17 protein-coding genes are annotated in these 19,699 nt (G+C 66.6%); 7 read left to right on the top strand and 10 right to left on the bottom strand.

Features of this window, described 5'->3' with window-relative positions:
* Positions 1-27: 27 nt before the first annotated feature.
* Entirely contained in the window at positions 28-372 is a 345-nt protein-coding gene (locus WKW77_RS01795; protein WP_340355111.1) for a cell envelope biogenesis protein TolA, read from the bottom strand.
* A gap of 190 nt (positions 373-562) precedes the next feature.
* On the opposite strand from WKW77_RS01795, the gene icd reads away from it, so the two are divergent.
* The 6 genes from icd (at position 563) to WKW77_RS01765 (ending at position 8,298) form a co-directional block, all read left to right on the top strand.
* On the top strand, positions 563-1,822 hold the full coding sequence (icd, locus tag WKW77_RS01790) for an NADP-dependent isocitrate dehydrogenase (RefSeq protein WP_340355110.1): 1,260 nt from the start codon (positions 563-565) through the stop codon (positions 1,820-1,822).
* Between the two features lie 235 nt (positions 1,823-2,057).
* Complete coding sequence (gene clpS, locus WKW77_RS01785; protein WP_088958998.1) at positions 2,058-2,417, top strand: ATP-dependent Clp protease adapter ClpS; 360 nt, start codon at positions 2,058-2,060, stop codon at positions 2,415-2,417.
* Between the two features lie 54 nt (positions 2,418-2,471).
* The gene (gene clpA, locus WKW77_RS01780) at positions 2,472-4,793 is read left to right on the top strand and encodes an ATP-dependent Clp protease ATP-binding subunit ClpA (protein ID WP_340355109.1); all 2,322 of its coding nucleotides are present in this window, start codon (positions 2,472-2,474) and stop codon (positions 4,791-4,793) included.
* Between the two features lie 76 nt (positions 4,794-4,869).
* Entirely contained in the window at positions 4,870-6,327 is a 1,458-nt protein-coding gene (gene cls, locus WKW77_RS01775; protein ID WP_340355108.1) for a cardiolipin synthase, read from the top strand.
* Between the two features lie 2 nt (positions 6,328-6,329).
* Positions 6,330-7,778 carry an exodeoxyribonuclease I gene (sbcB, locus tag WKW77_RS01770; protein ID WP_340355107.1) on the top strand — a complete coding sequence of 483 codons (1,449 nt, stop codon included), beginning with the start codon at positions 6,330-6,332 and terminating at the stop codon, positions 7,776-7,778.
* Position 7,779: 1 nt separating this feature from the next.
* Complete coding sequence (locus tag WKW77_RS01765) at positions 7,780-8,298, top strand: GNAT family N-acetyltransferase (protein WP_340355106.1); 519 nt, start codon at positions 7,780-7,782, stop codon at positions 8,296-8,298.
* Positions 8,299-8,314: 16 nt separating this feature from the next.
* Here the strand turns inward: WKW77_RS01765 and WKW77_RS01760 are convergent, their stop codons facing one another.
* The 4 genes from WKW77_RS01760 to WKW77_RS01745 all read right to left on the bottom strand — a co-directional run bounded on the left by WKW77_RS01760 (position 8,315) and on the right by WKW77_RS01745 (position 12,622).
* Positions 8,315-8,965: a redoxin domain-containing protein gene (locus WKW77_RS01760; RefSeq protein ID WP_340355105.1), complete on the bottom strand. Its 651-nt coding sequence runs from the start codon at positions 8,963-8,965 to the stop codon at positions 8,315-8,317.
* 126 nt (positions 8,966-9,091) lie between these two features.
* Positions 9,092-9,916, bottom strand: coding sequence for an alpha/beta fold hydrolase (locus WKW77_RS01755; RefSeq protein WP_340355104.1), 825 nt, complete (start codon positions 9,914-9,916; stop codon positions 9,092-9,094).
* 27 nt (positions 9,917-9,943) lie between these two features.
* Positions 9,944-11,194, bottom strand: a complete 1,251-nt coding sequence (locus tag WKW77_RS01750; RefSeq protein ID WP_340355103.1) for a tetratricopeptide repeat protein — start codon at positions 11,192-11,194, stop codon at positions 9,944-9,946.
* A gap of 9 nt (positions 11,195-11,203) precedes the next feature.
* A complete protein-coding gene (locus WKW77_RS01745) occupies positions 11,204-12,622 on the bottom strand; it encodes an FAD-binding oxidoreductase (protein WP_340355102.1) in 1,419 nt (472 codons plus the stop codon).
* A 204-nt stretch (positions 12,623-12,826) separates the two neighbouring features.
* On the opposite strand from WKW77_RS01745, the gene WKW77_RS01740 reads away from it, so the two are divergent.
* Positions 12,827-13,852, top strand: a complete 1,026-nt coding sequence (locus tag WKW77_RS01740) for an AraC family transcriptional regulator (protein ID WP_422823118.1) — start codon at positions 12,827-12,829, stop codon at positions 13,850-13,852.
* 12 nt (positions 13,853-13,864) lie between these two features.
* Here the strand turns inward: WKW77_RS01740 and WKW77_RS01735 are convergent, their stop codons facing one another.
* From WKW77_RS01735 to WKW77_RS01715, 5 genes are read right to left on the bottom strand one after another with little or no spacing between them, the layout of a single operon-like run.
* Entirely contained in the window at positions 13,865-15,145 is a 1,281-nt protein-coding gene (locus WKW77_RS01735; protein ID WP_340355100.1) for an amidohydrolase family protein, read from the bottom strand.
* Positions 15,145-16,068, bottom strand: coding sequence for an ABC transporter permease (locus tag WKW77_RS01730; protein ID WP_340355099.1), 924 nt, complete (start codon positions 16,066-16,068; stop codon positions 15,145-15,147). The genes WKW77_RS01735 and WKW77_RS01730 overlap by 1 nt, the downstream gene beginning before the upstream one ends.
* A 4-nt stretch (positions 16,069-16,072) precedes the next feature.
* Complete coding sequence (locus WKW77_RS01725) at positions 16,073-17,134, bottom strand: ABC transporter permease (protein ID WP_340355098.1); 1,062 nt, start codon at positions 17,132-17,134, stop codon at positions 16,073-16,075.
* Entirely contained in the window at positions 17,131-18,660 is a 1,530-nt protein-coding gene (locus WKW77_RS01720; RefSeq protein WP_340355097.1) for an ABC transporter ATP-binding protein, read from the bottom strand. The genes WKW77_RS01725 and WKW77_RS01720 overlap by 4 nt, the downstream gene beginning before the upstream one ends.
* Positions 18,661-18,679: 19 nt before the next feature.
* Entirely contained in the window at positions 18,680-19,681 is a 1,002-nt protein-coding gene (locus tag WKW77_RS01715) for a BMP family protein (RefSeq protein ID WP_422823100.1), read from the bottom strand.
* Between the last annotated feature and the right edge of the window lie 18 nt (positions 19,682-19,699).

Raw genomic sequence — 19,699 nt, 5'->3', positions numbered from 1 at the left:
ACGCTTTTCATTGGGACGAGCCCTGACTTACTGAGGCGTGCCGCCTTGCGGGTTCATCTTGCGCACGTTGCCCTGTTTGTCGCGGCGACGGTCACTGCGCGTGTCGGCGCGTGCCTGGCCGGCGGCCGTTGCCTTGTTCTGGGTCAGGCCACCGCTGCCTTCGGCCGTCTTGGGCGTGTCGCCGCCTTGCGGACGCACTTCGCCCTGGGGCTTGCTCGCACGGCGTTCCGTGGCGCGCTGTTGCGGCTTGGTGTTGGTCGGCGGAGCGGCTTCCTGCGAGGTGGAGCCGCCTTGTGCGGACGCACTAACCGAGAACAGACCGGCACTGGCTGCGATCAGGCCGGCCATCGTTGCTGCGAGAACTTTGCTCATTACGGATTCCTCATTGGAAATGGTTGAAAACGCCTCCCGGCCAGCAGAAGGTCTGTCAACAACGGCGCCAATACGGCCGCGGTTGACACATCCTCAGGCTCCTCCGGTTGCGTCTAAAATTCTAAGGGTATTCAGGCGATTGGAAACGTAGTGTCTTCCAGTCTTCATTTCATCCGGAGCCGACGCCCACATGTCCAGCTATCAGCACATCAAAGTCCCATCCGAAGGCCAAAAGATCTCGGTCAATGCCGACAACTCGCTGAATGTGCCTGATCACCCGATCATTCCGTTCATCGAAGGAGACGGAACGGGCCTGGACATTACGCCGGTGATGCTGAAGGTGGTCGATGCCGCAGTGGCCAAGGCTTACGGCGGGAAGCGGAAGATCCACTGGATGGAGGTCTATGCAGGCGAGAAGTCGACCAAGGTCTACGGTCCCGACGTCTGGCTGCCCGACGAGACGCTGCAGGCAGTTCGCGAATACGTGGTTTCGATCAAGGGACCGCTGACGACACCGGTGGGTGGCGGCATCCGTTCGTTGAACGTTGCATTGCGGCAGGAGTTGGACTTGTACGTCTGCCTGCGGCCGATCCAGTATTTCGAGGGTGTACCGAGCCCCGTGAAAGAGCCGCAGAAGACCAACATGGTGATCTTCCGCGAGAACTCCGAGGACATCTACGCCGGCATCGAATTCAAGGCCGAGAGCGACAAGGCGAAGAAGCTCATCAAGTTCCTCCAGGACGAATTCGGCGTCAAGAAGATCCGCTTTCCGAATACCTCGGGCATCGGTATCAAGCCGGTTTCGCGGGAGGGCACCGAGCGCCTGGTTCGCAAGGCCATCCAGTACGCGATCGACAACGACAAGTCCAGCGTCACGCTCGTGCACAAGGGCAACATCATGAAGTTCACGGAGGGATCGTTCCGTGACTGGGGCTACGGCCTGGCGGCCAAGGAATTCGGCGCCGAACTCATCGACGGCGGTCCGTGGATGAAACTCAAGAACCCGAAAAGCGGTAAAGAAATAACCGTCAAGGATTCGATTGCTGATGCGTTCCTGCAACAGATTCTGCTCCGACCGGCCGAGTACAGCGTCATTGCGACGCTCAACCTGAACGGTGACTACATTTCAGACGCCTTGGCGGCGCAGGTCGGCGGCATCGGAATCGCCCCTGGCGCGAACCTGAGCGACACCGTCGCCATGTTCGAGGCCACCCACGGCACTGCGCCCAAGTACGCGGGCAAGGACTATGTGAACCCCGGCTCGGAGATCCTCTCGGCCGAGATGATGCTGCGCCACATGGGCTGGAAGGAGGCCGCCGACTTGATCATCAGTGCCATGGAGAAATCGATCGTGAGCAAGAAGGTGACCTACGACTTCGCGCGCCTGATGGAAGGCGCCACCCAGGTCAGCTGCTCCGGATTCGGGCAGGTCATGATCGACAACATGTAAGCCGCGTCCGGGACGTTCCGGACCGCAGGCACCAGGCCCCGGCGTTCGCAAGGCGCCGGGGCTTTCTTTTCGCTGCGATCGCCCGATATGGAGAGTTCTGCCGGGACTGAAGGCACGGCGTTTGCATGGCTTGGCGACCGGTTCCGCCCGCGATTCGCCTTGAATGTCACAAAGCCGCCACCACTTGTCCCCCTGCCGCAAGTGCAATGCGCGGCTGCTCTATAAAATGATTTTCATGGCTACCAGAATCCCCCCGACCCCCAAGACGCCACCGGCCACGAAGCCGGCCGGCGACGACGGCGACTCGGTCGTGCTCGAACGGCGGCCGCAGAAGACTGCACCACCCCAGATGTACCAGGTGGTGATGCTCAACGATGACTACACGCCGATGGAATTCGTGATCGTCGTGATCCAGCAGTTTTTCAACAAGGACCGGGAAACAGCCACGCAGATCATGCTCAAGATCCATCTCGATGGGCGCGGCGTGTGCGGCGTGTACTCCCGCGACATGGCGGCGACCAAGGTGAATCAGGTGATGGAAGCAGCCCACCAGGCCGGGCACCCGCTGCAATGCGTCAGCGAACCGGTTGAATAAATTGCGCTCCAACCCATCTGCGGAATATTTACAGCAAGGCCAAAAGGAAATCACATGATTGCCCAGGAACTGGAAGTCAGCTTGCACATGGCTTTTGTCGAAGCCAGGCAGCAGCGCCACGAGTTCATCACGGTGGAGCACCTGCTGCTCGCCTTGCTGGACAACCCGAGTGCCGCGGAGGTCCTGCGTGCGTGCTCGGCCAATGTCGACGACCTGCGGGCGTCGCTCACCAACTTCATCAAGGACAACACGCCGCAGGTTGCGGGCACCGATGACGTGGACACCCAGCCTACGCTGGGCTTCCAGCGCGTCATCCAGCGCGCGATCATGCACGTGCAGTCGACCGGAAACGGCAAGAAAGAGGTCACCGGTGCCAACGTGCTCGTGGCGATCTTCGGCGAGAAGGACTCGCATGCCGTGTACTACCTGCACCAGCAGGGCGTGACGCGCCTTGACGTCGTGAACTTCATCGCCCACGGCATCAAGAAGAGCGATCCGCCGGAAGCAGCCAAGGGCAGCAGCGACGCCTCGTCCGGCGAGGGCGAGGAGGGCGGCGGCGAGAAGAACGAGAAGTCGTCTCCTCTCGAGCAGTTCACCCAGAACCTCAACCAGCTTTCGAAGGAAGGCAAGATCGATCCGCTGATCGGCCGCGAGTACGAGGTCGAGCGCGTGATCCAGATCCTGTGCCGCCGTCGAAAGAACAACCCGCTGCTGGTCGGCGAGGCCGGCGTGGGCAAGACGGCGATCGCGGAAGGGCTCGCGTGGCGCATCACGCAAGGCGATGTGCCCGAAATCCTTGCCGAATCGAACGTGTACTCGCTCGACATGGGCGCGTTGCTCGCGGGCACGAAGTACCGCGGCGATTTCGAGCAGCGTCTCAAGGGCGTGCTCAAGTCGCTCAAGGACAAGCCGAACGCGATCCTGTTCATCGACGAGATCCACACGCTGATCGGCGCTGGCGCCGCTTCGGGCGGTACCCTGGATGCATCGAACCTGCTGAAGCCGGCGCTTTCGAGCGGCCAGCTCAAGTGCATCGGCGCCACCACGTTCAGCGAATACCGCGGCATCTTCGAGAAGGATGCGGCGCTGTCCCGCCGCTTCCAGAAGGTCGATGTGGTCGAGCCGACGGTGGCCGAGACGGTCGACATCCTCAAGGGCCTGAAGTCGCGCTTCGAGGAGCATCACGGCGTCAAGTACGGCCCGGCCGCACTGCAGGCCGCCGCCGAGTTGAGCGCCAAGTACATCAATGACCGTCACCTGCCCGACAAGGCGATCGACGTCATCGACGAGGCTGGCGCGGCCCAGCGCATCCTGCCTGCGAACAAGCGCAAGAAGACCATCAGCAAGACCGAGGTCGAGGAAATCGTCGCGAAGATCGCGCGCATTCCCCCGGCCAACGTGTCGAACGACGACCGCGGCAAGCTGCAGACCATCGAGCGCGACCTCAAGAGCGTGGTGTTCGGCCAGGACAAGGCCCTGGAAGTGCTCGCCTCCGCGGTCAAGATGGCCCGCTCGGGCCTCGGCCGCGACGACAAGCCGATCGGCTCGTTCCTGTTCAGCGGCCCCACCGGCGTCGGCAAGACCGAAGCGGCGCGCCAGCTCGCCTACATCATGGGCATCGAGCTGATCCGCTTCGATATGTCGGAGTACATGGAGCGCCATGCGGTTAGCCGCCTGATCGGCGCGCCTCCGGGCTACGTGGGGTTCGACCAGGGCGGCCTGCTGACCGAGGCGATCACGAAGAAGCCGCATGCGGTGCTGCTGCTCGACGAAATCGAGAAGGCGCACCCGGACATCTTCAACGTGCTGCTGCAGGTGATGGACCACGGGACGCTGACGGACAACAACGGTCGCAAGGCCGACTTCCGCAACGTCATCATCGTCATGACCACCAACGCCGGTGCCGAGACGATGAACAAGTCGACCATCGGCTTCACGAACCCGCGCCAGGCCGGCGACGAGATGGGCGACATCAAGCGCCTGTTCACGCCGGAGTTCCGCAACCGCCTGGACGCGATCGTGAGCTTCAAGTCGCTCGATGAGCAGATCATCCTGCGCGTGGTCGACAAGTTCCTGCTGCAACTCGAGACGCAGCTGGCCGAGAAGAAGGTGGACGTCACGTTCACCGACACGCTGCGCAAGCATCTCGCGAAGAAGGGCTTCGATCCGCTGATGGGCGCGCGCCCGATGCAGCGTCTGATCCAGGACACGATCCGTCGTGCCTTGGCCGACGAACTGCTGTTCGGTCGCCTGCAGGAAGGCGGTCGCCTGACGGTCGATCTGGACGACAAGGAAGAGGTCGTGCTCGACATCCAGCCGCTTCCGAAGAAGGAAGGACGCTCGAAGCCGGAAGCAGAAGAAACTGCAGCAGGCTGATCGGCGAGTCTGGAAGGCCATCGAAGGCCGGTAGCATCGGGCTACCGGCCTTTTTCTTTTTCAGCCACCTCTCGCCTTGATCCTCCCCGAACTCAATCAGGAATGGAAGACAGGCCTCTCCCTTGCGTGGAGCGGCTATATCGCGATCCTTTCGGTCTGGATCGTGATGCAGAAGCGGGCGCCGGTGTCGACGATGAGCTGGATCCTCTCGCTCGCGCTGCTGCCATTCGTCGGCTTTCTCATCTACTACTTCCTCGGGCCGCAGCGCCTGAAAAAGCAGCGGCTCAGGCGCCTTCGCAGCCGTGCCATCGAGCAGGCGCCGGGCGACATCGCCAGGCTGCGGGACGCATCGAAGCGTGCGCCGCCCACCTTGCGGAAGCTGGCTGCCCTGGGTACGGCGGCCTGCGGCCTGCCGGTGTCGACGGCCACGTCGGTCGAGCTGCTGTCGGGCGGTGCACGCACCTTCGATGCGATCTTCGACTGCATCCGCCAGGCACGGGACCACGTGCATCTCGAGTACTACATCTTCGAGCCCGACAACATCGGCACCGCGCTGCGCGACCTGCTGATCGAGCGCGCGCGTCAAGGCGTGACGGTGCGCCTGTTGCTCGATGCGCTCGGCTCCAAGCGCGTCGGCCGCAAGTTCATGGAGCCGATGCGCGAGGCCGGAATTCATGTGGCGCTGTTCCACGACACGCGCATCGGCCGGCGTCTGCGTCCGGTGACCAACTACCGGACGCACCGCAAGATCGTCGTCTGCGACGGCCGCATCGGCTTCACCGGCGGCGTCAACATCACCGATGAAGAAGATGCGCGCACGCGTCCGGACGCCTACCACGATGTCCACCTGAAGATCGAGGGAAGCGCCGTTCGCTGGCTCCAGACCACGTTCATCGAGGACTGGACCTACGCCACCGGCGAGACGCTGAGACATGTGCATCGGGCGATCGACACCATGTTCCCGCGCGTCGACGCGGAGGACGGCGTAGGCGACATCCCGGTGCAGATCGTCACCAGCGGCCCCGACAGCGCGGTCGAGGCGATCCATCGCATCCAGGTCGACGCGATCCATTCAGCGGAGCAGCGCGCGTGGCTCACCACGCCGTACTTCGTGCCCACCGAGCCGGCATTGATGGCGCTCACCAGTGCCGCGCTGCGCGGCGTCGACGTGCGGCTGCTGGTGCCGCGTCGCAGCGACTCCCTCGTCGTGAGCGCCGCTGCCCGTTCGTACTACGACGAGCTGATTTCCGCCGGCGTCAAGATCTGGGAATACAAGGCGCGGATGCTGCACTCCAAGACGCTGGTGGTGGACGAGAACTGCGCGATGATCGGCACCGCCAATTTCGACAACCGCAGCTTCAGACTCAATTTCGAAGTGTCGGCCGTGATCTACGGTCCAACCCTCACGGGCGCACTGGTGACGCAGTTCCAGACCGACCTGCGCAACGCCTCGCCCGTGCGCGGCAACCGGCACCAGAGTTTCCCGAAGCGCCTGGGCGAAGCCACGGCGCGCTTGTTTTCCCCTTTGCTTTGACGATGGCTCCTCACACTTTTCTCTGGCACGACTACGAAACCTTCGGATCCGTGCCGCGCCGTGACCGGCCGGCGCAGTTCGCCGCCATCCGAACCGATGCCGAGCTCAACGAGATCGGCGAGCCGATGATGATCTACTGCAAGCCCGCGCCGGACTATCTGCCGAGCCCGGAGGCCTGCCTGATCACCGGCATCACGCCGCAGCAATGCCTGGAGCACGGCCTGCCCGAACACGAATTCGCCGCGCGGATCGAAAGCGCGTTTTCGAAGCCCGGCACCATCGGCGTGGGCTACAACACGATCCGCTTCGACGACGAAGTCACGCGCTTTCTCTTCTGGCGCAACCTCATCGACCCCTATGCGCGCGAGTGGCAGAACGACTGCGGCCGTTGGGACCTGCTCGACGTGGTGCGCCTGACCTATGCGCTGCGCCCCGACGGCATCGAATGGCCGAGGAAGGCGGATGGCACCCAGAGCTTCAAGCTCGAGGACCTGAGCCGTGCCAACGGCCTGGTGCACGAGGCGGCGCACGACGCCTTGTCCGACGTCCGCGCGACCATCGCCCTGGCGCGCCTGATTCGCGATCGGCAGCCGCGCCTGTTCGACTTCGCCTTCGCACTGCACCGCAAGGACCGCGTGGCCAGCGAACTGGGTCTTCCGGCGACGAAGGAAAGCATGCGGCCCTTCCTGCACGTCTCCGGCATGTTCCCCGCCGAGCGCGGGTGCCTCGCGGTCATGTGGCCGCTGGCGAGTCATCCGACCAATCGCAACGAGCTGCTTGCCTGGGACCTTGCGCACGACCCGAGCGAGCTGGGCGGGCTCGACGCGGAGACGATGCGGCTTCGTCTTTTCACGCGGACCGCCGATCTGCCGGAAGGCGTGACGCGGCTGCCGATCAAGAGCGTGCACCTGAACAAGTCGCCCATGGTCGTGGGCAACCTGCGCACGCTCGCGCCGGCCATGGCCACGCGATGGAGCATCGACATGGACGCTGCCATGCGCAATGCGGCCATCGCCGCTTCGCTGCCCGACATGACCGGCATCTGGCAGCGCGTCTTCGAGCGTGCGAAGGAAGGTACGCCCGATGTCGACGAGGACCTCTATGGCGGCTTCGTCGGCAATGGCGATCGCCGGCGGCTCACGGAACTGCGCAGCCTGTCACCGGCGCAACTCGTGCACGCGCAGGCACGCACCGCGTTCGACGACCCAAGGCTCGAAGAATTGCTTTTCCGCTACCGCGCCCGCAATTTCGTCGAAACGCTGACGGAAGAAGAAGCAGAGCGTTGGGAGGCGCATCGCGTGGCGCGGCTGCTCGAAGGCGAGGGCGGTGCGCGCAATGTCGACGAGCTGTTCGCAGAGATCGACACGCTCGCCGAGAAGGCGGACGAGCGCGGCGAGGAAATCCTCGGTGCGCTGTACGAATACGCCGAAGCGATCGCACCGGCGGTGTGACGTGACGATACGTCGCCTGCTTCCCGCCGATGCCGGGTGCTATCGCGCGCTGATGCTCGAAGCTTATGCGCGCCATCCGGACGCATTCACCTCGACGGTCGCGGAGCGCGCAGCACTGCCGCTTTCATGGTGGCGCAAGCGCCTCGATGCTTCTGAAGCGGCCGACCAGGTGGTGTTCGGCGCCTTCGATGGCGACGTGCTGGTGGGCGCCGCCGGGTTGCAGTTCCAGGCCCGCGAAAAGGCGAGGCACAAGGCCGACCTGTTCGGGATGTACGTGGCGGAATCCGCGCGCGGCGCCGGGTTCGGGCGGCAACTCGTGGCCGCGCTGCTGGACGAGGCTGCGGCACGGGCAGGCGTCAAGCTCGTGCAGCTCACCGTGACCGAAGGCAACGCCGCCGCGCAGACGCTGTACGAGCGCTGCGGCTTCAGGCCGTTCGGCGTCGAACCCTACGCCGTCGCGCTCGAAGGCGCGTACCTCTCGAAGGTGCACATGTGGTGCGCGGTGGCGGCGCTGCCCTGAAAGCGCCGGCGCCGCTTCAATGCAGCGCCCGGGCCGCGCCGAGGATCACGTCTTCCGATGCCAGCTTGCCGATGCCGCCCAGGCCTTCGGTGCTGCATTCGATGTCCGCCCAGCGCACGATGCCTTCGCGGTCGATCATGAAATAGGCCTTGAGCTGCGGCCACTGTCGTTCGACATCGGCGTTGTCGGTCGGCGTGTTGACGTAGCCGTCCCGATCCTGGAACACCTTGGCGGCTTCGGAAATCGGCAGCGCCTCTGGCAGGTCGCCGAACGGGTTCACGCGGATCTGTTCCAGTGCCTGGATGAGGTCCGGCGTGGCCTCCGGCTTGGGCACCCCGTACGCCCGATGCGTCGAGAGTTCGGGGTCCGAGGCCAGCCGCAACCGTGTCGGCCTGAACTTGAAGTAGCGCCGGGCGTTCTCCGGCGCCGTGGCCACCACGGCGAGGCTTTCGACATTCAGGGCTTTCAGCTTGTCGTCGAGGCTGCCGAGCTGGACGAGCTGCCGTCGGCAGAAGGGGCACCACAGACCCACCATCAGCGCCAGGAAAAGGGGACTTCGGCCGCGATAGTCCGCCAGCGAGATGGTGTCGGCATCGGCGACTGCCGGCAGGGCAAAGTCGGGGGCCGGTTCGCCCGGTGCGACGGGCGGATTCATGGCGGTTGTCATGGCGGGCTCCTTCGCGTCTGCGACGCTGAAGCGGGGGCCATGCAAATTACCACGCAGCGGGCGGCGTCGCCAGAGGGCCACTGCCGGTCGGTCGCGGGCGGTAGCGCTTTGTGACGATCGGCACGTTCAGTTGCGCAGCAGGAAGGCTTCCACCGCCTCGTTCACGACGTCCGGGTGCGTGACCGGTCCCATGTGGCCGAGGTCGGTGAATTCCAGGACCGTGACCGAAGGCAGGACGCCGGTCAGAAGTCGCGCAACCCCATGCGTCGAGGCCGGCGACCGGGCGCCCAGCACGTACAAGACCGGAATGTCGAGCCCCGCGAAATCGCGCAGCGGTGTCGGCTCGGTGAACAGGGCGCGTGCCCAGCCCGCGACGTTGTGCATGCTGCCGGCGATCTGCGCGCGTCGCGCGTCGGGCATCGACTGCCAGGCCCCATCGCCCATCCAGTAGTCGATGAAACGCTCGCCGGCCGCCATCGGATCGTTCGCGCGGATCGATTTCGCCGCGTCGTCGGCGGCCGAGCGGATGCCGTTCGCCGCAGGCTGTGCCGGGGATTCCTGCTCGAGCACGGCGAAGAGGGTCGGCTCGTAGAGAACCATCGCGCGGATCCGATCCGGAAACGACAGCGCCGCGATCAACGCCACCGCCGCCCCGTACGAGTGGCCGACCAGAAAGAACGGATGCCCTGCTGCCGCAAAGACCGGTTCCAGCAGCGCGACTTCATCGCGCAGCGTGACCGCGCGATTCGCAGGCCATGCGGGGCTCTTGCCGGCGCCGATCGAATCCGCCGCGAACACCCGGAAGCGCGGGCTCAGCCGGTCGGTCAGTGCGCGCCATTGCGACGACGTGCTGGCGTTCGAATGAATGCAGACCACGCCGGGCCCATTGCCGCTCTCGCGGAAGAAAGGGGCGTCCTGGAGCATCTCGACGTGCTGGGAAGCGAACTGCATGGCGGCCTCTTTCGTGCTCGTGATGGATCAGGCGCTTTGCAGCGATCGGCGGGCCACTGCGCAGACGCGCTCGACCGCCTCGCGCAGTGTCAGGTGCAGCACGTCGCGCTGGGCATGACTTCCCCCGAGCCGATGGGCCAGTGCCGGCAGGCTGGCCAGCAGGGTGACCGCCAGCGTGTCGTCTCCGCGGCCGAAGGCGATCATCGCGCGGCATGACGCAAGGCCGAGTTCGCGCGTGGCGTTCCCGTGCCGCGTGCGTTTCGACTGCGCGTCGACGAGCGATATCTCCAACCGCCGCGCGAGACCCCATTCGCGCGCACCGACAAAGGCAAGCGCCGCATGCAGGTCGTTGAAGCTGCAGAAGCCATCGTCGATGTGCGCGGCCCAGGCGGCGGCGAGTTCGACCCAGCGAGCGCCTGGATCGACGCCATGAAAGTCGAGCCGCCACAACAGCGCCGCAGCGTCGATCAGGTCCGCGATCGCCGGCGAACGACCGCCGCGTACGCGCTCGTCGTACAGCGCGAGCGCGTGCCCCCACTCGGCACGTGCCAGATGAAAAAGCGCCAGGTGCCACCAGCAATGCGTCGCGACGACGGTCCCTTCGCTCCACGCGGCGGCGTGCCGGCGCAACCACCGTACGCCGGCGTCTGCCTGCCCGGTCATCTCGAAGATGTGCGCCATCGCGTGGTGCGCCCGGGCGTCATGAGGGTCGAGTTCGAGGGCGGCCAGTGCCACGTCCTGAGCGTGCGCGTACTCGCCGCTTTCCTCCAGGCTGAAGGCCTGCATCGACAGGATGGTGTGATAGCCGGGCAGATCGGGCGACCACGCCGGCAGCACCGACGCCACGCGGTGGCGCATCCGGGCCTCGTCGCCGGTGACGTGGTCGAATGCATGCGCGACCTGCAGCGCGAGCGCATCCCTCGGATGCTCGTCGAGCAATTCGCCGAGCCGCGACTTCGCACCTTCGTAGTCGTCGGCCAGCACGGCCGCGATGGCGGCCAGGTGCATTCGCTCGCGCGGATTGGCCGTTTTTGCTGCCGCAAGGGCCAGCACTTCATGCCCGCGCCGCACCTGCCGAGGATCGCGGCTGCAGATGAACTGGTAGCCGCGCAGAACGTGCGCCATGACGAAGGAGGGGGCTTCTCTCAGCGCCATCGCCAGTTCCGCATCGACCCCGGTGCGCCAGCCCTGGAACGCAGTGAGCGCCCGTTCGTATGCGGCGAGCGCCTCGGGCGTGGCGCCGGTGATCCTGCTTCCGCGATGATCGACGAGGCTCACTGTGGCTCCTCACGGTGCGATGTTGAGGTTCATGCGGAAGAGGTTGTCCGGGTCGTACTTCCGCTTGGCCGTCTGCAGCCGCGCGTAGTTCGCGCCATAGCTGCCCTCGACGCGCGCCGCCTCGTCTTCCGTCAGGAAGTTGACGTAGCCGCTGGCGGTCGCGTGCGGCGCGGCCTCCTGGAACACACGGCGTGCCCAGTCGCGCACCTTGTCGTCGTCGGCCGGATCGTCCCAGCGGCCGTGAACGTTCATGATGTAGTGCGCATCGCGGCCGGGGAAGGCGGTCTCCGACTGCTTCACCCGTGCCATCGCGCCGCCGAGCTGCGCCATGAAGATCTCGCATGCCGGCCCGGGCAGGCGGCCGATGTTCGCAATCAGCATGTCGAGCGCTTCGTCGCTGAGGTCACTGAAGTTGTTGGATTTCCAGTAGTTGCGGCTGCCGGGCGCAAGCAGCGGGTCGAAAGCGGTCTGGAAGCCGGCGTAGGGGTTCGGCCCGAGCGCGACCGCAATCGGATCCCCGAACTTCGTCACCGGCGCGGCGGCGCCTTCGCCGTCCTTCATCTCGCCGCAGTACACCAGCGGGAAGATCACGACTTCGGTTCCGTGGGCCGATTCGGGCAGGAAGGGCAGCGGCGGTGCCTTGCGCATCACGGTCCAGACACTGAGCGCGTCGGGCGACGTCCTGTTGAAGTCGCGCCATGCGCGCAGCACCTTCTGCGCCTGCGCGAAGGGGTAGACCACCAGCCCCGAGTACACCTCCGGCCCGACCGGGTGGAGCTTGAACTCGAACGAAGTCGCCACGCCGAAGTTGCCGCCGCCGCCGCGCATTGCCCAGAAGAGATCCGGCTCGGAGGTCGCCGAGGCGGTGCGCCTGGCGCCGTCCGCGGTGACCACGTCGATGCTCATGAGGTTGTCCACGGTCAACCCGTAGCGCCGCGTGAGCCAGCCGAAGCCGCCGCCCAGCGTGAGGCCCGCGACCCCGGTGGTCGAGTTGATGCCCAGTGGCGTCGCGAGGCCGTGCGCCTGCGCGGCCTTGTCGAAGTCGCTGAGGAGCGCGCCGGCGCCGACGCGCGCGGTGCGCTTCGCGGCATCGACGTCGACTGTCTTCATGCCTGACATGTCGAGCATCAGCCCGCCTTCGGCGACCGCATTGCCTGCGATGTGGTGGCCGCCACCGCGCACGCTCAGAAGCATCCGGTGCTTTGCGGCGAACTGCACGCCGGCCTGCACGTCGGCCGCGCTGGTGCACCTGGCGATCAGCGCAGGCCGACGGTCGACGGTCGCGTTCCAGATCTTCCGGGCCTCGTCGTAGGCCGCATCGCCCATGCGCAGGACGCCGCCCTGGATCTGTGCGGCGAAGGCATCGACGTCGGTCTGCTGGACTTGCCGGACGTCCTTGTCCAGCGTAAGGTAGGTCAACGATGGCATGAGCTGCTCCTGGGGTGAAAACGATGAAGACGTCATCGCCGCGCTCACCGCACGGCGAGTGGGAGCATTTTTTGCCTTCGCGCGCCGCCTCGCCGTACCTGAAGTCCGCACGTCTTGTCCGATCGTCCTGCGTTGCGCGCCGGCCGCTTCGCGGGTTGCCCGATCTTCCGGGCGCCTTGCCCGATCCTCTCGGGTGACGTCGCCATGAGCCAGGACACGCTGTCGGACGTGCTGCGCGGCGTGCGTCTTCGCGGGGCGGTGTTCTTCAGCGTCAGCGGCAGCAGCGATTGGGCCGCCGAGGCACCGCCCGCCCGCGATCTCGCGCCGATGCTGATGCGCGGCGTGGACCACGTGATCGAGTACCACGCGGTCGCCAAGGGCAGTTGCTGGGCAGGCATTCCCGGCGGGCCCTCGGCCCATCTGCTGGCCGGCGATGTGGTCATGTTCCCGCACGGCGATGCTCACGTGGTGTCGAGCGCGCCCGGCATGCGCGGCGACGCGGGCCTGGGCTGGTTCCCGGGCATGGAGAGCATCGGCCAGCTTCCGCTGGGCGTGGCCTACAACGGCTCCAGCATCACCCATTCGGCATCGCCGGAATGGCTTCCGCATGTCGAGGCTGACGCGGACGTGACCATCGTCTGCGGCTTCCTGGGATGCGACCTGCAGCCCTTCAATCCGCTGATCGATGCGCTGCCGCGCCTCCTGCATCTGCGCGCGAACGGCGAGGGCGCATGGATCGCGCAGTTCACTCAGCAGGCGGTGGCCGAATCGCACGCCCGGCGCCCCGGCGGCGAGGCGATGCTGGCGCGCATGAGCGAAATGATGTTCGTCGATGCGGTGCGCCGCTATGCCGACAGCCTGCCCACGCAGAGCGCCGGCTGGCTCGCCGGCCTGCGCGACCGCTTCGTCGGGCGCGCGCTGGCGCTGATGCACGAACAGCCCGCGCAGGACTGGACGATCGACGAACTCGGACGGCAGGTGGGCCTGTCGCGCTCGGCGCTGCACGACCGCTTCGCGCACCTGGTGGGCATTCCGCCTATCCAGTACCTCGCGCAGTGGCGGATGCAGGCGGCCGCGCGGCTGCTGCTCGAAACGCGCGCGACGGTGGCGGCGATCGCGCTCGACGTGGGCTACGAATCCGAGGCGGCCTTCGCGCGCGCGTTCAAGCGGCTGGTCGGAAAGCCGCCGGGGGAGTGGCGCCGCGACCATGACGCGGCCGATGCGGCCTGATGGCCGGACCGGTCAGGCGCGCGGGATCATCCAGGCCGTCGAAGCCGCGCGGCCCGGCACATGCAGCGCCGCGGTGGCCGCCGGGGTTTCGGCCAGCAGCCTGCCCTTGCGATACACCTTGAGCCGCGTCGCGCGCAGGCGGATCGCCTCCACCGGATCGCGCGCCTGCAGCAGCACGAAGCTCGCATCGCAACCGGCCTCGAGCCCGTAGCCGTCCAGGTGGAACACCTTCGCCGCGTTGGTCGTGACCGCGTCGAAGCATTGCCGGATGCCGCGCTGGCTGGTCATCTGCGCCACGTGCAGCCCCATGTGCGCGACTTCGAGCATGTCGCCCGAACCCATGCCGTACCACGGGTCCATCACGCAGTCGTGACCGAAGGCGACGTTGACACCGGCGGCCATCAGTTCCGGCACGCGCGTCATGCCGCGGCGCTTGGGATAGGTGTCGTGGCGGCCCTGCAGCGTGATGTTGATCAGCGGATTCGCGATCACGCTGACGCCGCCCTCGGCGATGAGCGGCAGCAGCTTGCTCACGTAGTAGTTGTCCATCGAATGCATCGAGGTGCAGTGCGAGCCGGTCACGCGGCCCTGCAGCCCGAGTCGCTGCGCCTCGAAGGCCAGTGTTTCGATGTGGCGCGAGTGGGGGTCGTCCGATTCGTCGCAATGCATGTCCACGAGCTTGCCGCGCTCGGTGGCGATCTCGCACAGCAGCTTCACGCTGGCGGCGCCGTCGGCCATGGTGCGCTCGAAGTGGGGGATGCCGCCGACCACGTCCACGCCCTTGTCGAGCGCGCGCTTCAGGCTGTCGACGCCGCCTTTCGTGCGCAGCACGCCGTCCTGCGGAAAGGCGACGAGCTGGAGATCGAGATACGGCGCCACGCGGCGCTTGACTTCGAGCAGTGCATCGACCGCGAGCAGGCTAGGGTCGCTCGTGTCGACGTGACTGCGGATCGCCAGCAGGCCCTTGGCGACCGCCCAGTCGCAGTAGGCCAGCGCGCGTTCGATCAAGGCTTCGGCCGTCAGCAGCGGCTTGAGCTCGCCCCACAGCGCGATGCCTTCGAGCAGCGTGCCGCTTTCGTTGATGCGCGGCAAGCCGTAGCTCAGCGTGGCGTCCATGTGGAAGTGCGGGTCGACGAAATGCGGCGAAATCAGCAGGCCGCCGGCGTCGAGTTTCTCTGCGGCGGGTGCATCGAGGCCGGGTGTCACTTCGGCGATACGGCCATCCTTCACGGCCATCGACATGCCGCTGCGGCCGTCGGGCAGCGTGGCGTTCTGGACAAGCAGGTCGAGCATCAGCGTTCTCCCTTCCGGTACGGTTTCATGAGTGCCTGTGGATAGCTCGCCTTGCGTGCCACGAGCACCAGCGCAAGGATCGACAGCAGGTACGGAAGCATCAGGTAGATCTGGTAAGGGAGCAGGGCATCGCCCGACTGCTGCAGCCGCAACTGGAGCGCGTCGAAGAAGGCGAACAGCAGCGCGCCTACCAGCGCCTTGCCGGGCCGCCACGACGCGAACACCACCAGCGCGACGCAGATCCAGCCGCGCCCGTTGATCATGTTGAAGAAGAAGGCGTTGAACGCCGACAGGGTGAGGAACGAGCCGGCGACACCCATCAGCGCCGACCCGGCCACGATCGCGCCCGTGCGCGTGGCCGCGACGGATACGCCTTGCCCTTCGGCGGCTTGCGGGTTCTCGCCGACCATCCGGACCGCGAGCCCCAATGGCGTGCGGTAGAGGACGTAGGCCACCACCGGCACCAGCAGCAGCGCGAACAGGGTCAGCGGCGTCTGCGCATCCAGTACGGGGACGTGCAGCCACTCCATCGGCGCGAACGGTGCGACGGTAGGCGGGGTGTTGACCTTAGGAAAACTCACGCGGTAGCCGTAATAGCTCAATGCGGTGGCGAGCAGCGTGATCCCGAGGCCCGACACATGCTGCGAGAGCGCGAGCCCCACCGTGAGAAGCGCATGCAACAGGCCGAACACCGCGCCCGTCAGCGCTGCCACGCCGACACCCGCCCAAAGCGGGGCGCCGGCATAGACCGCCAGCCATCCGGCGAAGGCGCCCGCGACCATGATCCCCTCGATGCCGAGGTTCAGCACGCCCGCCCGCTCGCACAGCAGCACGCCGAGCGTGCCGAAGATTAGCGGCGTGGCGATCCGCAGCACCGCGACCCAGAAGGCGGCGTTCGAGAGGATGTCCGTGATCTCGCTCATCGAACTACTTCCAGCGCACTCGGTACTGGGTGAGCAGCGTCGCGACCAGCACGGCGATCAGCGAGGCGGCGACGATCACGTCCGCGATGTAGGTCGGCACGCCGATCGCGCGGCTCATGGTGTCCGCGCCGACCAGCACGCCCGCCACGAAGATCGCTGCCGCGAGTACGCCCAACGGGTTCAACCCCGCGAGCATCGCGATCACGATGCCGCTGTAGCCGTAGCCCGGCGAGATGTCGAGCGTCACGTAGCTGGTACGCCCGGCAACCTCGATCGCGCCCGCCAACCCCGCGAGTGCGCCCGAGATCAGCGCGACGAGCACCACGGTGCGCGTGACCGGCACACCCGCGAACGCGGCGGCGCGCGCATTCGCACCCACCGCACGAATGTCGAAACCGATCACCGTGTACTTGAAGAGCGCCCAGACGATCACCGCCAGGGACGCGGCCCAGAGCAGCCCGGTGTGCACCCGCGTCTGCGCGATGAGCTTGTCCAGTTCGAGTTCCGATTGCAGCGACACGCTCTGCGGCCAGCCCATCGCGGTCGGGTCCTTCATCGGCCCGTCGAGCATCGCCGAGACCCCGAGCAGCACGATGAAGTTGATCAGCAGCGTGGTCACGACCTCGTCGACGCCGAGCTTGTTCTTCATCAGCGCCGGACCGAGCAGCAACAGCGCGCCCGCGATCGCCGCCGCCAGCATCATCAGCGGAAACAGCAGCCATGCCGGCAGGTCGAAGCCGCTGCCGCCGTGCATGCCGCCCACCGCGACGGCGGCCAGCGCGCCCGCATAGAGCTGGCCTTCGGCCCCGATGTTGAAAACGCGCGCCTTGAAGGCCACCGTCGCGGAAAGGCCGGTCAAAACCAGCGGGATCGCGCGGGTGAGCGTCTCGCTCCATGCGAAGACCGAGCCGAAGCCGCCCTTGAGCAGCAACGCGTAGGTGCGGCCCACCGGCGCACCGGCCCAGAGCACGAGCAGCGTGCTCACCAGCAGCGTGAACGCGATCGCGCCGACCGGTGCGACCAGCAGCGCGGTGCGGGAAATCGCGTGCCGGCGTTCGAGCCTCATGCCTTGGAGCCCGCCATCGCGAGGCCGATCGCTTCGCGCGTCCAGGCGGAGGCCGCGCGGGGCTCGCCGAGGTGGCCGCCATGCATTACCGCGACGCGATCGCCGAGCGTGAGCACCTCGTCCAGATCGTCGGAGATCAGCAGCACCGCCGCGCCCGCGTCGCGTGCCGCCACGAGTTGCTGCTGCACATAGGCGACCGCGCCGATGTCGAGGCCCCAGGTGGGCTGGTGCGCGACGATGAGCCGCGCGAGCCGGTTCTGCGCCGCGACCGATGCCGGCGTCAGCAGCGCACGCCCGAGGATCAGCTTCTGCATGTTGCCGCCGGAGAGCGAACGTGCCGGCGTATCGAGCCCGCCGCCGCGCACGTCGAAGGCTTTCTCGACCGCGCGCGCGTGCGCCTTCGCGGCACCGCGTCGCACCCAAAATCGCCAGTGGGAGAAGGCGCGGCTGCGCAGGCGTTCGGACACCGCGTTTTCCCACAGCGGCAGATCGCCGATCACGCCGACCGCATGCCGGTCTTCGGGAATGCGCGCCACGCCGCGCTGCACCAGCCTGGCGGGCGAGGGCGGAAGATCGCGTCCCATGAGCCTGACCGTGCCTGCGGTGGCTCTGCGTGTGCCACTGAGCAGTTCCGCCAGCGCCACCTGGCCGTTGCCGGAAACACCCGCGATCGCGGTGATCTCGCCGGCGCGCAGCGTGAGCGTCACGTCCCGCAGCCGGTCATGCCCGTCGCCGTCGGTGCGCGCATGGTCGAGCACGCACACCGCGTCGCCCACGCGCCTGGCGGGACTTCGCGTGGTGCCTGCGATCGCATGGCCCACCATCCACAGCGCGAGCTGGGCCTGCGTGGTCTCGCGTGTCTGCGCCTCGGCGACCAGCTTGCCGCCGCGCAACACCGCGATGCGGTGCGACACGCGCATCACCTCGGCCAGCTTGTGGCTGATGAAGATGATCGACAGGCCCTGCGCCACCATCTGCGAGAGCGTGCCGAACAGCGCTTCGCTCTCCTGCGGCGTGAGCACCGCCGTGGGCTCGTCGAGGATCAGCACGCGCGCATCGCGGTACAGCGCCTTGAGGATCTCCACCCGTTGCCGCTCGCCGACCGACAGGCTGCCCACCATCGCGTCCGGCTGCACCGGCAGGCCGAAGCGCTGCGCCACGTCCATGAGCTTGGTGCGTGCGGCGGAACGCCGCGAGAAGGGCTGCCAGAGCGATTCGGTGCCCATCAGCACGTTGTCGAGCACGCTCAGGTTGTCGGCCAGCGTGAAGTGCTGGTGCACCATGCCGATTCCCGCGGCCAGCGCCGCCTTGGGATTGCCCGGCGCGAGTGGCCGGCCGAACGTTTCGATGTGACCCGCGTCCGCGACGTAGTGGCCGAAGAGGATCGACATCAGCGTGGACTTGCCCGCGCCGTTCTCGCCGAGCAGTGCGAGCACCTCGCCCGTCTGCAGGTCGAGCGAGATGTCGTCATTGGCCACCAGCGCGCCGAAGCGCTTGGTGATGCCGCGCAGGGACAGGACCGTCACTGGCGGCGTCCCGTGCCGCTCACCTTGCCGTCGACTTGGGTTGACTGTCGTCCACCTTCACCGTGAACTTGCCCGAGAGGATGTCGGCCTGCCTGGCCTTGACCTTGGCGACGATGTCCGCCGGCACCTTGGGCTCGAACGTGCCCAGCGGCGCAAGCTCCGAGCCCTTGTACTTCATGGTCGAGAACTGGCCGTAGTCCTCGGCGGTGAACTTGCCTTCTTTCACCAGCTTGATCGCACGATCGGCCGAGGGCTCGAAATTCCACAGCGCCGACGCGACGACCGTGTCGGGGTACTTGTCCTGCGTGTTGATCACGTTGCCGATGGCGAGCTTGCCGCGCTCCTTGGCCGCGTCGCTGACGCCGAAGCGCTCGGCATACATGACGTCCGCGCCCTTGTCGATCATCGCGAAGGCGGCTTCCTTGGCCTTGGGGGGATCGAACCAGCTGTTGATGAAACTCACGCTGAACTCGACCTTCGGATTCACTTCCTTCGCGCCGGCCATGAAGGCGTTCATCAGCCGGTTGACTTCGGGAATCGGAAAGCCGCCGACCATGCCGATCTTGTTGGTCTTGGTCATGCCGCCAGCGACCATGCCGGACAGATAGGCCGGCTCCTGGATGTAGTTGTCGAACACCGAGAAGTTCGGCGCCTGCGGCTTGAGCGAGGAGCCCATCACGAAGGCGGTCTTCGGGAAGTCCTTCGCGACCTTGCGCGCAGCCGCCTCGACGCCGAAGACCTCGCCGAAGATGAGCTGGTTGCCGGCCTGCGCGTATTCGCGCATGACGCGCTCGTAGTCGGCATTGGCCACGTTCTCGGTTGCCGTGTACTCGATCTCGCCGCGCGCCTCGGCCGCCTTCAACGCCTTGTGGATGCGCCCGACCCATTGCTGCTCGAAGGGCACGGTGTAGACCGCCGCCACCTTGAGCTTCTGCTGCGCAAGCGCGAGACCCGGCGCGCCCGCCGCGAGAGCGGCGGCAAGGGCGACCGAACGGACGATCATCTGGCGGCGTGATTTCACAATGCTTCTCCTCGAGTA

The sequence above is a fragment of the Variovorax ureilyticus genome (assembly GCF_037889935.1).
GTDB lineage: Bacteria > Pseudomonadota > Gammaproteobacteria > Burkholderiales > Burkholderiaceae_C > Variovorax > Variovorax ureilyticus.
The sequence above is the reverse complement of the archived record's forward strand: the minus strand, read 5'-3'. Positions and strand labels throughout refer to the sequence as shown.